Below are 12,406 nucleotides of genomic sequence, written 5' to 3' on the forward strand. Positions count from 1 at the left end.
GCGGGTGCTGCCGCCGAGGGATCTGCTCGCGTTCGACCGCGACCATGTGTGGCACCCCTACGCCTCCGCCCTCTCCCCCGCGCCGACTCACCTGGTGGAGTCGGCGTCCGGCGTCCGACTGCGCTTACGGACGGCCGATGGTGACACCTGCGAGGTGATCGACGGCATGGCGTCGTGGTGGTGCGCCATCCACGGTTACGCCGTGCCGGAGTTGGACGCCGCTGCCCACGCCCAGCTCGGACGCATGGCTCACGTGATGTTCGGCGGGCTCACCCACGAGCCGGCAATCACCTTGGCCGACAAGCTGATTCGCCTGTCGCCTGGCGACGATCTGCAGCACGTCTTCTTCGCCGACAGCGGCTCGGTGGCCGTCGAGGTCGCACTGAAGATGGCCTGGCAGGCGCATGCTGCAGCCGGGCTTCCGCGCAGCAAGGTGTTCACGATTCGCGGCGGCTACCACGGCGACACGATGGCGCCGATGAGCGTGACGGATCCGGTGAACGGCATGCACACGTTGTTCCGCGGCGTGCTGCCCGAGCAGGTCTTCGCTCCGCAGCCACCGGGCGGGCTGGACGCCGACATTGCCCAGTGGGAGCAGCAGACCCGCGCGCTCTACGCCGATCACGCCGCCGACGTCGCCGCCGTGATCGTCGAGCCCGTGCTGCAGGGAGCTGGCGGCATGTGGATCTATCCGCCGCAGGTGGTGCGGGTGCTCGCGGCGCTGGCTCGCGATTCAGGCGCGCTGCTGATCTTCGACGAGATCGCCACGGGGTTCGGACGCACCGGCACGCTCTGGGCCGCCGACCGCTGCGCGGTCGTGCCCGACATCCTCTGTGTCGGGAAGGCGTTGACCGGCGGCTATCTCACGCTCTCGGCCGTGCTCTGCACGAGCAAGGTGACCGAAGCGGTCTCCGCCGAGCCGGCCGGAGCGCTCATGCACGGCCCCACCTTCATGGCCAACCCGCTGGCCTGTGCGATCGCGTCCGCTTCGCTCGACCTGCTCGGTGACGACCTCCTCGACCGCGTCAATTCCGTTGCCAGTGTGCTGGATTCGTCGCTGGCCGATGCCCGCGACATCGCGGGGGTGGCGGACGTCCGCACCATCGGCGCAGTTGGCGTGATCCAACTCGACGCGCCGCGTGACCTCGCCCCGGCGGCGGCCGCCGCGCTCGACCACGGCGTCTGGCTGCGGCCCTTCCGTAACCTCATCTACGCCATGCCGCCCTATGCCTGCACGGCTGCAGAGACCACTCAGATCGGCGCCGCGATGGTGGCCGCGGCACGGGCGGTGGCGCCGTGAACTCCTTCGAACACCACCTCCGCAGCGCCGCGGAGCGCAGGGAGGCTGCCGGCCTGACCCGGCGACTTTCCAGCGATCACCCGACCGGGCTGATCGACCTCGCCGGCAACGACTACCTGTCGCTACGCACCCACCCGCGGGTGCTCGAAGCATCCGCGGACGCTGCCCGACAACACGGCGCCGGCGCGGGGGCGTCCCGGTTGGTCACGGGCACCTGGCCGGTGCACGACCAGCTCGAGTCGGCACTCGCTGAACTGTCGAACATGCCTGCGGCACTGGTGTTTTCGACCGGTTATCACGTCAACCTCTCGGTGCTCACCGCGCTCGGCGACGCCGACTGTCTCATCATCAGCGATGCCCACAACCACGCCTCGCTGATCGACGGCGCCCGCCTGGCCCGCGGCGTGGTCAGCGTCGTGCCGCATCTCGATCTGGACGCGGTCGAGCACGCCCTGCGCACCCGCACCCAGCCCCGCGCGCTCGTAGTGGTGGAGTCGGTCTTCTCGGTGCTGGGCGATGCCAGCGACCTCCCCGCGCTGCTCGCGCTGGTGGAGGAGCACGACGCGTTGCTTGTGGTCGACGAAGCGCACGGCATGGGCGTGTGCGGCGAACACGGTGAGGGCCTGACGGCGTCCCTCGCGCTCACCCCGTCCGATCGACTCGTCATCACCACGTCGCTGTCGAAGTCGTTCGCCACCGGTGGCGGCGCGGCGATGTGCACGCCGTTGGTGCGCGAACACCTGGTCAACACCGCTCGGCCGTTCATCTTCGACACCGGTCTGGCGCCCGCCTGCGCCGGCGCTGCACTCGGTGCCTACGAGGTGCTGCGGGACGAGCCCGAACGCGCGGCTCGCGTGCGCATCGCCGCTGCTCGCCTGGCCGATGCGCTGGAGGTGCCGACACCGGCCGGCGCCGTGCTCTCGGCGCCGATGCTCGGCCCCCAGGAAGCGCTGGCCGCCGTCCAGCGCGCTGCCGAGGCGGGCGTCCGCATCGGTTGCTTCCGCCCACCGTCCACACCCGATGGCACCTCCCGCCTGCGCCTCACCGCCCACGCCGGGCTCACCGATGCTGAACTCGACCACGCCACAACCGTTCTGAATGAGTTGATCACCCCATGACCGCACCCGTCCTCATCATCACCGGCACCGACACCGAGGTGGGCAAGACGATCACCACCGCCGCCATCGCCGCCGCCCTGAAATCACAGGGCCAGCGGGTGCTGGTGATCAAGCTCGTCCAGACCGGAGTGGAGGACGGCGAGGAAGGTGACGCGCAGACCGTGGCACAACTGGCCGAGGTGGACGTCGAGGAATGCGTGCGCCTACCCGAACCGCTCGCCCCTGACGTCGCCGCGGCCCGAGCCGAGGTGGAGCTGCCCGCCGTCGCCGATCACGCCGAGACCGTGGCTGAGCACGCGAGCAGCCAGAGCTACGACATCGTGCTGGTGGAGGGTTCGGGCGGACTGCTCGTGCACCTCGATCAGGCACGCGGGACGCTGCCCGACCTGGCAATGCCGTTGGAGGCGAGAGGAATTCGCGTCGGGGCGATCGTGGTGGCGAGGGCAGGCCTGGGCACGCTGAACCACACCGCGCTCACCCTGGAAGCACTGCGCATCCGGGGTGTCGATCTCGTGGGCGTGGTGATCGGCTCGGCTCCGGCGTCACCGGGTCTGGCCGAGGAGACCAACGTCGAGCAGCTCTCGAACCTCGCCGACGGACAGTTGCTCGGCGCGGTGCCCGAAGGCGCTGGCGACCTCGACCCCGGGACCTTCCGCGAGCACGCGCCCGGCTGGATCACGCTCTAGTGGATGCCGCGATGAGCGACGACCCGGCAGAGCTGCTGCACGCCTACGACCACCAGTTGCGCCATCGCGGCGAGGTGAGCGGAGCCGAATCCACCAGCGAGGACGGCCCGATCATTCGCGCGTTGTTCGACCACGGCGGGTTCGTCGCGTATCGCTCTCTCGAGGGTGTAGACGACCTCGACGCCCTGATCGACCGCACCGTGGCCTACTTCCGCGACGACACCGACGTCGAGGAATTTGAATGGAAGACACGAGGCCACGACCAGCCGGCCGACCTGGACGAGCGGTTGCGGGCGCACGGCTTCGAGCCCGACGAGGTCGAGACGGTGATGGTCGGATCGGTCGATCACCTCGTGGGCGCGGTGGAACTCCCCGACGGTTTGCGAGTGCGACAGTCAGGCGTCGGCGGTGACCTCGTGGACGATGTCACCCGCGCCAACGCGCTGCAGAACGAGGTCTTCAGCGACGGCCGCACCGCAGCCCAGGCACTCGCCCGGCTGGAACGCTCCCAAGGCCGAGCGACGCACTGGATCGCTGAGACCGACGCCAACGAGGTGGTGTGCGCCGGACGTCTCGAACTGGTCGAGGGCACCGAGTTCGCCGGGCTCTGGGGAGGCGCGACGAAGGCGCCCTGGCGCGGCAAGGGCATCTACCGGGCGCTCACCGCGGCTCGTGCGCGTCACGCCCGCGATCTCGGCGTCCGCTACCTGCACAGCGACTGCAGCCCCATGTCGCGGCCCATCCTGGAGCGCAGCGGGCTGCTGAAGATCACCACCACCACGCCCTACGTCTGGCGTCGTGACGCACAATCGGGCACATGAGCCAGCCCTATCGAGTCAGCTTCGTGTGCACCGGCAACATCTGCCGCTCGCCGATGGGCGAGGTGATTCTTCGCGAGCTCTTGGAGCGAGAAGGCTTGTCGGACAAGGTGATTGTCGACTCCTCGGGCATCCAGGGGTGGCACGAGGGCAACCCGGCCGACCCGCGCACGCTGGAGGCGTTGGAGCGAGGTGGGTACGACGGCAGCGCCCATCGCGCGCACCGCCTCACCGATCCTGAGGTGGGCGAACGCGACCTGCTGCTCGTCGCCGATCGCGGTCATCTCACCGAGGTGCGGCGCATGGCCGCCCGCTCGGCGACGCCGCCACAGGTGCGGCTGCTGCGCGAGTTCGACCCGGATGCCGACAAGGACGAAGTGGACGACCCCTACTACGGCGACGAGGCCGGCTTCGACCGCTGCCGCGACGAAATCGAGACAGCCTGCAAAGGCGTGGTCGACCACCTGCGCTCACAGGTGTCGACCGGCTGAGCGCTGCCCTGCTTCAGTCGTCGAATTCGCTCAACTCGTCGACCGGATGACCTTCGGCGCCCGAGGCGACGCGGGCGACCCAACGCACAACGGCAAGGTCGTCGACCATCCCGTGCTTCTGGTCGTCGGGGATGACGTCGTGGTCGATGACGAGGTACTCCAGGCCGGCCACCACCAGACGCAGTCGCGCCGAACGAGCGGCGTCCAGTGCGTCGTAATCGGCGCCGCTCTCCAGGAAGGCCTCGACCACAGCAGCCGCGATGTCGATCATCACCGCCAACGGCTGCACCCGGACGGCTTCACATTCGATGGCCCGTAACTCCACTTCGGCGAGCAGCGTCTGCAACTGCACCGGCTGACGCACCTTGACCTCCGCGACTGCTCGACACCGCGTGAAACTGGCCGACGCGAGCAGGCGTCGGGTCACGGGGTCGGCAGGCATGCACCGAGGGTAAGTATCCGAAGGACGCCGCCGCTGCGCTTTGACCAAACATTGACCCTTTGCCCGCCCCATCGGGTGGGGCGTCGGCGGTTTAAGGTCGGTGCAGCGTCGATCGAAGGAGCTTTCATGGCGACCCACAGCGGCAACTGGCCGACCGGCACCCCTTGCTGGGTGGAGTGCGCGTACGAGGAGGAGCACCGCGGCCTGCACCACGCCAAGGACTTCTACGGACGCCTTTTCGGCTGGCATGTGCTGGACGGCTCGTCCGAGTACGGCGACTACTCGATCTGCCTGAAGGACGAGCAGCCGGCCGCCGCGATCACCACGACGAGCACCGAGAACCAACCGACCATTTGGACCACCTATCTGGCGGCCGACGACGTCGACGCGGTCGCCGCGCGCGTGCAGGGTGCCGGCGGTCAGGTGCTCGCCGGTCCGCAGGACGTCGGCGCCTCCGGTCGCGGAGCCCTGTGCACCGACCCGACGGGTGCCGTCTTCTCGCTGTGGCAAGGACGCGAGCACAGCGGCTTCGGCATCACCAACGAACCCGGCACCGTCGCCTGGCACACCCTGCTGACGCGCGACCTCGCTGCCGCCAAGAAGTTCTACGCGGACGTCTTCGGTTACACCTACATCAACGAGACCGAGTACGGCGTCGTGGCCGAGATCGACGGCAACCCGGTGTGCGGCATCCACCTGGCCGAGGAGCTGCCGGACGACGTCAACGCCAGCTGGATGACCCATTTCGGCGTCGTCGACCGCGACTCCTCCGCCCAGCTCGCGCAGGAGTTGGAAGGTTTCATCATGATGACCTTCGACGGGCCGATGGGCCCGGAAGCGATCATCCAGGCCAAGCACGGCGAGATCTTCGGGCTGGTGCAACTGCCGGAGTGATCCGGCGGCCCGAGGGCCCGGAGCCACCGGCCGGAGGCCCTGAAACAATGACCCCATGCGCTCACTCGCCGATGTCCAGCCTGCCATCGCCCTCGGTGCACTCGACGGCCGTTACCGCGGCGCCGTTGCACCCCTGGTCGACCACCTCTCCGAAGCCGCCCTCAACCGGCAGCGGGTGAACGTCGAGGTCGAGTGGCTCATCCACCTCACCACCCAGGGCGCGGTGCCGGGCGTCCGGACGCTCACCGACGCCGAGCAGCAGGCGCTGCGCACGCTGGTGACCGACTTCGACGAGGACGACATCGCCGAGCTTGCCGAGATCGAGCGTGAGACGGTGCACGACGTCAAGGCGATCGAGTACTACCTGAAGCGGCGGCTCACGGCGATCGTCGGTGAGGACGACGCCGCCGGCCTGGCCGAGCTCATCCACTTCGCCTGCACCAGCGAGGACATCAACAACCTGTCGTACGCGCTTATGGTGCAGGGAGCTACCCAGCAGGTGTGGCTGCCGCGCGCGAAGGCGTTGGTCGAGCAGATCGCCACGATGGCGCGCGACCTGCGTGAGGTGCCGCTTCTGGCCCACACCCACGGGCAGCCCGCGACGCCCACCACGATGGGCAAGGAACTCGCCGTGCTCGCCCACCGCCTCGGGCGACAGCTGCGCCGCATCGAGGGCGCCGAATACCTCGGCAAGATCAACGGCGCCACCGGCACCTACGGCGCGCACACCGCCGCCGTGCCGACCACTGACTGGGTGGAGATCAGCAAGATGTTCGTGGAATCGCTTGGACTGCAGTGGAATCCGCTCACCACGCAGATCGAGAGCCACGACTGGCAGGCCGAGCTCTACAGCGACATCGCCCGCTTCAACCGCGTGCTGCACAACCTCTGCACGGACGTCTGGACCTACATCTCGATGGGCTACTTCGCGCAGGTGCGCGGCCAGGGCACAGTGGGCTCCTCGACGATGCCGCACAAGGTCAACCCGATCCGCTTCGAGAACGCCGAGGCCAACCTCGAGGTGAGCAACGCCCTGCTCGACGTGCTCGCGAGCACGCTCGTCCAGTCACGTCTGCAGCGCGACCTCACCGACTCATCGATGCAGCGCAACATCGGCACGGCCTTCGGCCACTCGCTGCTCGCGATCGACAACGTGGGCCGCGGACTCGCCGGGCTGGACGCCGTCCCCGAGGCGATGGCCGCCGACCTCGACCTCAACTGGGAGGTGCTCGGCGAGCCGATCCAGTCGGCCATGCGCGCACTCGGCGCCCAGGGTGTGCCCGGCATGGAGCAGCCCTACGAACGCCTGAAGGAACTCACCCGCGGACGCCGCATCAACGCAGCCGACCTGGAGGAGTTCATCCGCGGACTCGGGTTGCCCGAGGAAGTGCAGGCGCGACTGCTCGCCCTCACCCCGGCCACCTACGTGGGCCTGGCTCCGCAATTGGTCGACCACCTGGCCTGAGAGGTCAGTACAGCTCGTAACCGGCTTCGTCGATCGCTGCCTCGACGGCGCCCTCGTCGAGCGGGCCGTCACTGATGACGGCCACTCGTGAGCCGCCGTCGGGCACGAGGTCGACCTGCACGTCCTGGACGCCGTCGATCGCCTTGAGTTCTTCGGTCACCGCGCTCACGCAGTGGCCGCAGGTCATGCCCTTCACGGTGAGATTGGTCTGCATCGCTTCTCCTTGGGTGGTGGTGATCAGCTGCGCACGAGGCGGGCGATCGCGTCAGAGGCTTCACGCACCTTTTCGGCGGCAGCCTCGTCCGATTCGCGGGCGGCGTCGACGACGCAATGGCCGACGTGGTCTTCCAGCAGCCCGAGGCTCACCGCCTGCAGCGCCTTGGTGATCGCGCTGATCTGGGTGAGGACATCGATGCAGTAGGTGTCGTCGTCGACCATCCGCTGGATGCCGCGCACCTGACCTTCGATGCGCCGCAGCCGCCTGAGGTAGTCGTCCTTGGATCCGGTGTAACCCGCCATCGCAGCCTCCTTGCGCCGCGAACAGCATACCCGGAGGGGGTATCGCCGGTGCCGTCAGATTTCGACGGGACCGTTCGGGGTGTCGAAGGTGACGGCAAGGACGCAGGGCACACCGTGCGGCGCGACGAAGTCGAAGTCGATGCCCGGCTCCCACTCGTCGCGGTCGACGCCCGGCTTACCCAGCAGACCCAGCCACTCGCGGATGCGATCGGGGCTGCCGGCGATCTTGAAGCCGGTCAGCGTCGACTGCGTCTCGCCGATCTGCGAGGGGTGCGGCTGGTCCTCGTCCCACTCGATGAAGAAGGGCACCTGCGCGTCGGCCATCAGGCCCTTGACACCGAGCTGGCGCCATGTGACCTCAGTGCCGTCGGGGCGGTGCCGGTTACCGGGAGCGGCCGGGCGTCCGACCATCTTCTCGGCAACGCTCATGTCGTCGACCTCGACGACCCAGCCCAGCCAACCGCCGCCCTGCTCGGAGCGGGCGCGCACGGCCTGACCGAAAGGGGCCTTGTCAGAAGCCGGGTGGTCGAGCACCTCGACCACCTCGAGGAAGCGCCGGTCCGCCAACGGAATGACCACGTTGCGCGTACCGAATCGCGGATGAACCCCACTGTCGCCGGGCTCCACCCCGAGCGCCTCCCCCAGGCGCTTGGCGGTGGGCAGCAGGCCTTCGGCCCCGGCGGCATACACCACATGATCGACTCGCATGCGTAGATCGTGCCATTGCGACAGGCCCGTTATGTAATCGGGGTCACGCAGTTGCGCACGCGCATTACTTGGACGCTTTACCTAGTTCTGACCTCGATCTGCGCCTCTTCCTCCCCACGGGTGGGGCCCACGCCGAACGCCGGGATTGCGCTGGTTCAGCAAAGCTCGACCGGCCATCGCAGGGCCGCGTGAGGATCAGCGTGCGGAGCGCTGACGCACCGCCTCGTAGAGCACGATTGCGGCCGAGGTCGACACGTTGAGCGAGTTGGCGTGACCCACCATCGGGATGCGCACGCGGACGTCCGCGCGAGCCAAGAAGTCACCCGTGAGGCCGTACTTCTCGGTGCCGACGGCGATCGCCACCGGGCCGGTGAGATCGGCCTCGGTGTGCAGCAGGTCGGTATCAGGCGTCGTGGCCACGACGCGAATTCCCTTGCGCTGCAGGTGGTCCAGCGCTTCGTCCGCTGAGGCCGACGCAACGGGCACAGAGAACACCGTGCCCTTCGAACCACGCACGACATTCGGGTTGCCCCAGTCGGTCACGGCGTCTGCGGCCACCACGGCGTCGACCCCTGCTGCATCGGCGGTGCGCAACATTGCGCCGAGATTGCCCGGCTTCTCAATACCTTCGGCGACCAGCAGCAGCGGGGCGTCCGGGAGTTGGAGATCGGCAAGAGCGGCGCCAGGCACCGGCGCGACGCCGAGGAAACCATCGGCGCCTTCGCGGTAGGCGACCTTCTCGAAGGCCGCCCGCGACAAGCGCACCGTCTCGATATGGTCGCCGCGCAGCCGGTCGACCAGGGCACCCTGCTCACCGGCGTCCAGCATGAGTTCGGGGCAGTAGTACAGCGTGCGGAGCTGCACGCCGGCGTCCAACGCGAGCGCCAACTCGTCGTAGCCCTCGAGCAGCGTGACGCGTAGTTCGTCGCGCACCCGGCGGCGCTGCAACGAGACCAGTTGCTTCAGCCGAGGGTTGGACGCGGAGGTGATGACGAGGTCGGTCACAGCAGACCCTCGAGCACCTGCGCCAGGCCGTCCTCCTCAACGGTGTCGGTGACGACGTCGGCGATCGCCTTGACGTCGTCCGGCGCCTGCCCCATGGCCACTCCGCGACCGGCCCAGCCGAGCATCTCGATGTCATTGCGGTGGTCGCCGACCGCGACCGTGTCGGCGACGTCGATGTCGTGGTGCTCGCGAATCTTCTCCAGCGCGGACGCCTTGCTCACGCCCTCGGGGTTGATGTCGAGCCACGCCGAGTAGCCCACGCCGTAGTTGACGCCGTGCAGACCGAGACCGTCGGCCAGCTTCACGAACTCCTCGGCCGTGCCGCTGGGCGAACGGAAGGTGATGCGGGTGGTCGGCTGCGCGAGTTCCTCCCAGGGCACCACCTTGACGTCGCCGAGCAGTTCGCCGTCGGGGAAGTGATCGCTGACCAGGTAGCCCTCGCCGATCACCTCGGTGGCGACCACGCCGTCCGGCCACGCACCACGCAGGCGGTCGAGCACCGGACGCGGGTCGAAGGTGACGCAGTCGAGCAGCCGGTAGCCGTGCGGTTCCTCCGGTGCGATCTGCGCGGTGACCGCACCGTTGGAGCACACGAGGAACCCGGAGGTGAGGCCGAGCAGGTCGACGATCGGCACCGTGCCGGTGACCGACCGGCCGGTGGCGATCACCACCTCGTGGCCGGCGTCCAGCACCGCCTTGATCGCACTCGTGACCCGCTCGGAGGCATGCCCGTCGTAGTGAACGATGGTGCCGTCGACGTCCAGACCGATGAGAAGTTTGCGCACGCGCTCACAGTACGAGGAAAGGGGCCGTGGTTGCCCACAGCCCCTTTCGTCTCGCGTGTTCGTCGCGGCGTCAGTCGCCCTTGACCGCGGCGAAGATGCCTGCACCCAGGGCGAGCAATCCGCCGAGGATCACCGGGTAGATGCCCCAGCCGACGCTCAGTTCGATGCTGGACTTGCCACCGGACATCGCACTCAACGCAGCCAGACCCTTGTTGGCCTCATCGACGGCGTCGCTGATGTCGAAGTAGTCGTAGACGCCGACTCCCAAGGCGATCAGTCCGCCGACCGCGGCGACGATGCCGCCTATCCGCACCTTCTTCAGGAAGGCGAGCACCGCACCGGCGATCACCACCAGTGCTCCGAAGATCACGACCCAACCGTCCGTGGCTGCGTCATCGCTGGAGGTCGAACTCGAGCCGGTGCGCGAGCCCGAGGAGTCCATGCTCTTCTTGAACTCTTCCTCGGTGATGGAGGGGTCGTTGGAGTCGACCGACTCCGAACCGATGCCCGACTTGGTGTAGTTGACGTACATGCTCGTGCCGTTGTCTTCACCGGTCACGTTCATCTTGATCCAGGGCGCGAACGATCCACCGATCGCCAGCAGTGCGCCGACCAACGCGGCGATGGCAAGGATGCGACCCAGACCGCTCGCCGGACGCGTGCTGGTCGTGCTGCCACCGGAGTATCCGGGCTGACCGCCGTACTGGCCCGGCTGCTGGCCGTAGCCACCCTGCTGACCGGGCTGGTGCCCGTAGCCGCCCTGCGGTCCGCCGTACTGGCCTTGCTGTGTGCCGTAGGACTGGCCCGGCTGCTGCTGGTAACCCGGCGCGCCCTGCTGACCGCCATAAGACTGGCCACCCTGAGGCGCGCCACCTTGCTGTCCGCCGTACGGGGGACGCGGCTGGCCGTACTGGCCCGGCTGCTGGCCGTAGCCACCCTGCTGACCGGCCTGACCCGGCTGGCCGTAACCACCCTGGTGACCCGGCTGGCCGTAGCCGCCCTGGTGGCCCGGCTGCTGCCCGTAACCGGGCTGACCCTGGCCGCCCTGGCCCTGCGGATTGCCCTGCTGGCCGTGCTGACCGGACTGCTGCTGGCCACCCTGCGGCGGCAACTTCGGCATGGCGTGTGTCGGCTCGTCCCAGCCGCCCGCTCCGTGATTGTCGGACACTGTCGCCCCTCCTCGTCGTGTTCCTTTGCGGCGGTGGTCGTGCACGACCTCGCTCGCAAACCCGGACCAACGCTAATGCACAGGCGGTACTTGGCCGCATCGCCGAACGTCGCGGATTTCGGCCCCCTCACCTTCCCCAGATCACCGGCCCGCGTCACGGTCTCGCTCGGACGGCGATCCGAGGAGGCCGATCAGCGATGCGGGATCTGCTCGCGCAAGCAGCGCGTAGCAGCACAGAAGTCGGCAATCCGCCCTTCCGTTCGGCGCGTTTGGCCTACGATGAGCCGGCCGCGCCAGCTTGCGCGACTCTCACACCCCTGAAGGAAATTCATGTCTCGCTTCGCGCGCCTGAGTGGCGTCACCGCAATCGCCGTCGGAAGCGCTCTGCTGACCGCCACGCCGGCTGACGCAGCGCCCACCGTCAGCACCCGCATCGCCGGTTACACCGTGTCGCCCACCTCGATCACGAAGGGTGCGTCCATCCAGGTGAAGGGGCAGTCGCAGAAACTCAGCGGCGCTCGATGGGTCGCCGCGCCGGGAACACGGGTCACGGTGTACTTCGACGCGGACGGCACCGCCCCCAACAAGTCGATGGGTAGTTTCACTGTCGACAAGTACGGCAACTTCGCCCCCAAGTTCGTCCCCTCCACGAGCGGGTATTGGTCGGTCGTGCTGCCGCAGACTGCGGTCTACAAAGTGACTGCCACCAGCCGCAAGTACGTCAAGGTCAACACGCCGACCTCCTACCGTCCGCCGACCGGCTCTTGGAACTGCCCGAGTTGGGCGCCGATCAAGGGCAACGCGTCCAGCCGCATTTACCACCTTCCGGGTCAGCGCTACTACAGCAAGACAAAGCCGGAAATGTGCTTCGCCAACGAACGCGCAGCGATCGCGGCCGGCTATCGCAAGTCGAAGGTCTGATCAGCCCAGCACGTAGATCACGCCCACACACGAGCCAACAAGGCTCGCGGATCGAGTGATCCGCGAGCCTTGTTCGCGTCGCCGGA

At 68.3% G+C, this 12,406-nt stretch carries 15 protein-coding genes; 8 read left to right on the forward strand and 7 right to left on the reverse strand.

What is annotated here, in order from left to right:
• Positions 1–4: 4 nt before the first annotated feature.
• Genes J5M86_RS14410 through J5M86_RS14430 form a run of 5 tightly spaced genes read left to right on the forward strand, consistent with a single transcriptional unit; the run spans position 5 to position 4,413 of the window.
• Positions 5–1,300 carry an adenosylmethionine--8-amino-7-oxononanoate transaminase gene (locus J5M86_RS14410; RefSeq protein WP_208965055.1) on the forward strand — a complete coding sequence of 432 codons (1,296 nt, stop codon included), beginning with the start codon at positions 5–7 and terminating at the stop codon, positions 1,298–1,300.
• Positions 1,297–2,418 carry an 8-amino-7-oxononanoate synthase gene (locus J5M86_RS14415; protein ID WP_188061237.1) on the forward strand — a complete coding sequence of 374 codons (1,122 nt, stop codon included), beginning with the start codon at positions 1,297–1,299 and terminating at the stop codon, positions 2,416–2,418. Before J5M86_RS14410 ends, J5M86_RS14415 begins: the two co-directional genes overlap by 4 nt.
• Positions 2,415–3,104, forward strand: a complete 690-nt coding sequence (bioD, locus tag J5M86_RS14420; protein WP_188061238.1) for a dethiobiotin synthase — start codon at positions 2,415–2,417, stop codon at positions 3,102–3,104. The genes J5M86_RS14415 and bioD overlap by 4 nt, the downstream gene beginning before the upstream one ends.
• An 11-nt stretch (positions 3,105–3,115) precedes the next feature.
• Entirely contained in the window at positions 3,116–3,925 is an 810-nt protein-coding gene (locus J5M86_RS14425) for a GNAT family N-acetyltransferase (protein ID WP_188061239.1), read from the forward strand.
• Positions 3,922–4,413 (forward strand): low molecular weight protein-tyrosine-phosphatase, encoded by a 492-nt coding sequence (locus tag J5M86_RS14430; RefSeq protein WP_188061240.1) that lies wholly within the window; start codon positions 3,922–3,924, stop codon positions 4,411–4,413. The genes J5M86_RS14425 and J5M86_RS14430 overlap by 4 nt, the downstream gene beginning before the upstream one ends.
• 13 nt (positions 4,414–4,426) lie before the next feature.
• On the opposite strand, the gene J5M86_RS14435 is transcribed toward J5M86_RS14430, so the two are convergent.
• Entirely contained in the window at positions 4,427–4,855 is a 429-nt protein-coding gene (locus tag J5M86_RS14435; RefSeq protein WP_188061241.1) for a hypothetical protein, read from the reverse strand.
• Positions 4,856–4,981: 126 nt separating this feature from the next.
• Between J5M86_RS14435 and J5M86_RS14440 the strand changes: the two genes are divergently transcribed.
• Entirely contained in the window at positions 4,982–5,749 is a 768-nt protein-coding gene (locus J5M86_RS14440) for a VOC family protein (RefSeq protein ID WP_188061242.1), read from the forward strand.
• Between the two features lie 55 nt (positions 5,750–5,804).
• Complete coding sequence (gene purB / locus J5M86_RS14445) at positions 5,805–7,214, forward strand: adenylosuccinate lyase (RefSeq protein WP_188061243.1); 1,410 nt, start codon at positions 5,805–5,807, stop codon at positions 7,212–7,214.
• A 4-nt stretch (positions 7,215–7,218) separates the two neighbouring features.
• On the opposite strand, the gene J5M86_RS14450 is transcribed toward purB, so the two are convergent.
• From J5M86_RS14450 to J5M86_RS14475, 6 genes are all read right to left on the reverse strand, one after another.
• Positions 7,219–7,428: a heavy-metal-associated domain-containing protein gene (locus J5M86_RS14450; protein WP_188061244.1), complete on the reverse strand. Its 210-nt coding sequence runs from the start codon at positions 7,426–7,428 to the stop codon at positions 7,219–7,221.
• Between the two features lie 23 nt (positions 7,429–7,451).
• On the reverse strand, positions 7,452–7,733 hold the full coding sequence (locus tag J5M86_RS14455; protein ID WP_188061245.1) for a metal-sensitive transcriptional regulator: 282 nt from the start codon (positions 7,731–7,733) through the stop codon (positions 7,452–7,454).
• 54 nt (positions 7,734–7,787) lie between these two features.
• The gene (locus tag J5M86_RS14460) at positions 7,788–8,441 is read right to left on the reverse strand and encodes a VOC family protein (RefSeq protein ID WP_188061246.1); all 654 of its coding nucleotides are present in this window, start codon (positions 8,439–8,441) and stop codon (positions 7,788–7,790) included.
• A 195-nt stretch (positions 8,442–8,636) separates the two neighbouring features.
• Positions 8,637–9,446: an RNA methyltransferase gene (locus tag J5M86_RS14465; protein WP_188061247.1), complete on the reverse strand. Its 810-nt coding sequence runs from the start codon at positions 9,444–9,446 to the stop codon at positions 8,637–8,639.
• Positions 9,443–10,231, reverse strand: coding sequence for an HAD family hydrolase (locus J5M86_RS14470; protein ID WP_188061248.1), 789 nt, complete (start codon positions 10,229–10,231; stop codon positions 9,443–9,445). Before J5M86_RS14470 ends, J5M86_RS14465 begins: the two co-directional genes overlap by 4 nt.
• A 70-nt stretch (positions 10,232–10,301) precedes the next feature.
• The gene (locus J5M86_RS14475; RefSeq protein WP_188061249.1) at positions 10,302–11,399 is read right to left on the reverse strand and encodes a hypothetical protein; all 1,098 of its coding nucleotides are present in this window, start codon (positions 11,397–11,399) and stop codon (positions 10,302–10,304) included.
• A gap of 330 nt (positions 11,400–11,729) precedes the next feature.
• On the opposite strand from J5M86_RS14475, the gene J5M86_RS14480 reads away from it, so the two are divergent.
• The gene (locus J5M86_RS14480) at positions 11,730–12,320 is read left to right on the forward strand and encodes a hypothetical protein (protein WP_208965056.1); all 591 of its coding nucleotides are present in this window, start codon (positions 11,730–11,732) and stop codon (positions 12,318–12,320) included.
• The last annotated feature ends 86 nt before the right edge of the window (positions 12,321–12,406 follow it).

It is taken from the genome of Yimella sp. cx-51, assembly GCF_017654605.1.
Lineage (GTDB): Bacteria > Actinomycetota > Actinomycetes > Actinomycetales > Dermatophilaceae > Yimella.

Excerpts from the sequence above, each read along its gene's own strand:
- bioD (WP_188061238.1), top strand. The coding sequence starts at position 2,415 with ATGACCGCACCCGTCCTCATCATCACCGGCACCGACACCGAGGTGGGC.
- J5M86_RS14425 (WP_188061239.1), top strand. The coding sequence starts at position 3,116 with ATGAGCGACGACCCGGCAGAGCTGCTGCACGCCTACGACCACCAGTTG.
- J5M86_RS14430 (WP_188061240.1), top strand. The coding sequence starts at position 3,922 with ATGAGCCAGCCCTATCGAGTCAGCTTCGTGTGCACCGGCAACATCTGC.
- J5M86_RS14435 (WP_188061241.1), bottom strand. The coding sequence starts at position 4,855 with ATGCCTGCCGACCCCGTGACCCGACGCCTGCTCGCGTCGGCCAGTTTC.
- J5M86_RS14440 (WP_188061242.1), top strand. The coding sequence starts at position 4,982 with ATGGCGACCCACAGCGGCAACTGGCCGACCGGCACCCCTTGCTGGGTG.
- purB (WP_188061243.1), top strand. The coding sequence starts at position 5,805 with ATGCGCTCACTCGCCGATGTCCAGCCTGCCATCGCCCTCGGTGCACTC.
- J5M86_RS14450 (WP_188061244.1), bottom strand. The coding sequence starts at position 7,428 with ATGCAGACCAATCTCACCGTGAAGGGCATGACCTGCGGCCACTGCGTG.
- J5M86_RS14455 (WP_188061245.1), bottom strand. The coding sequence starts at position 7,733 with ATGGCGGGTTACACCGGATCCAAGGACGACTACCTCAGGCGGCTGCGG.
- J5M86_RS14460 (WP_188061246.1), bottom strand. The coding sequence starts at position 8,441 with ATGCGAGTCGATCATGTGGTGTATGCCGCCGGGGCCGAAGGCCTGCTG.
- J5M86_RS14480 (WP_208965056.1), top strand. The coding sequence starts at position 11,730 with ATGTCTCGCTTCGCGCGCCTGAGTGGCGTCACCGCAATCGCCGTCGGA.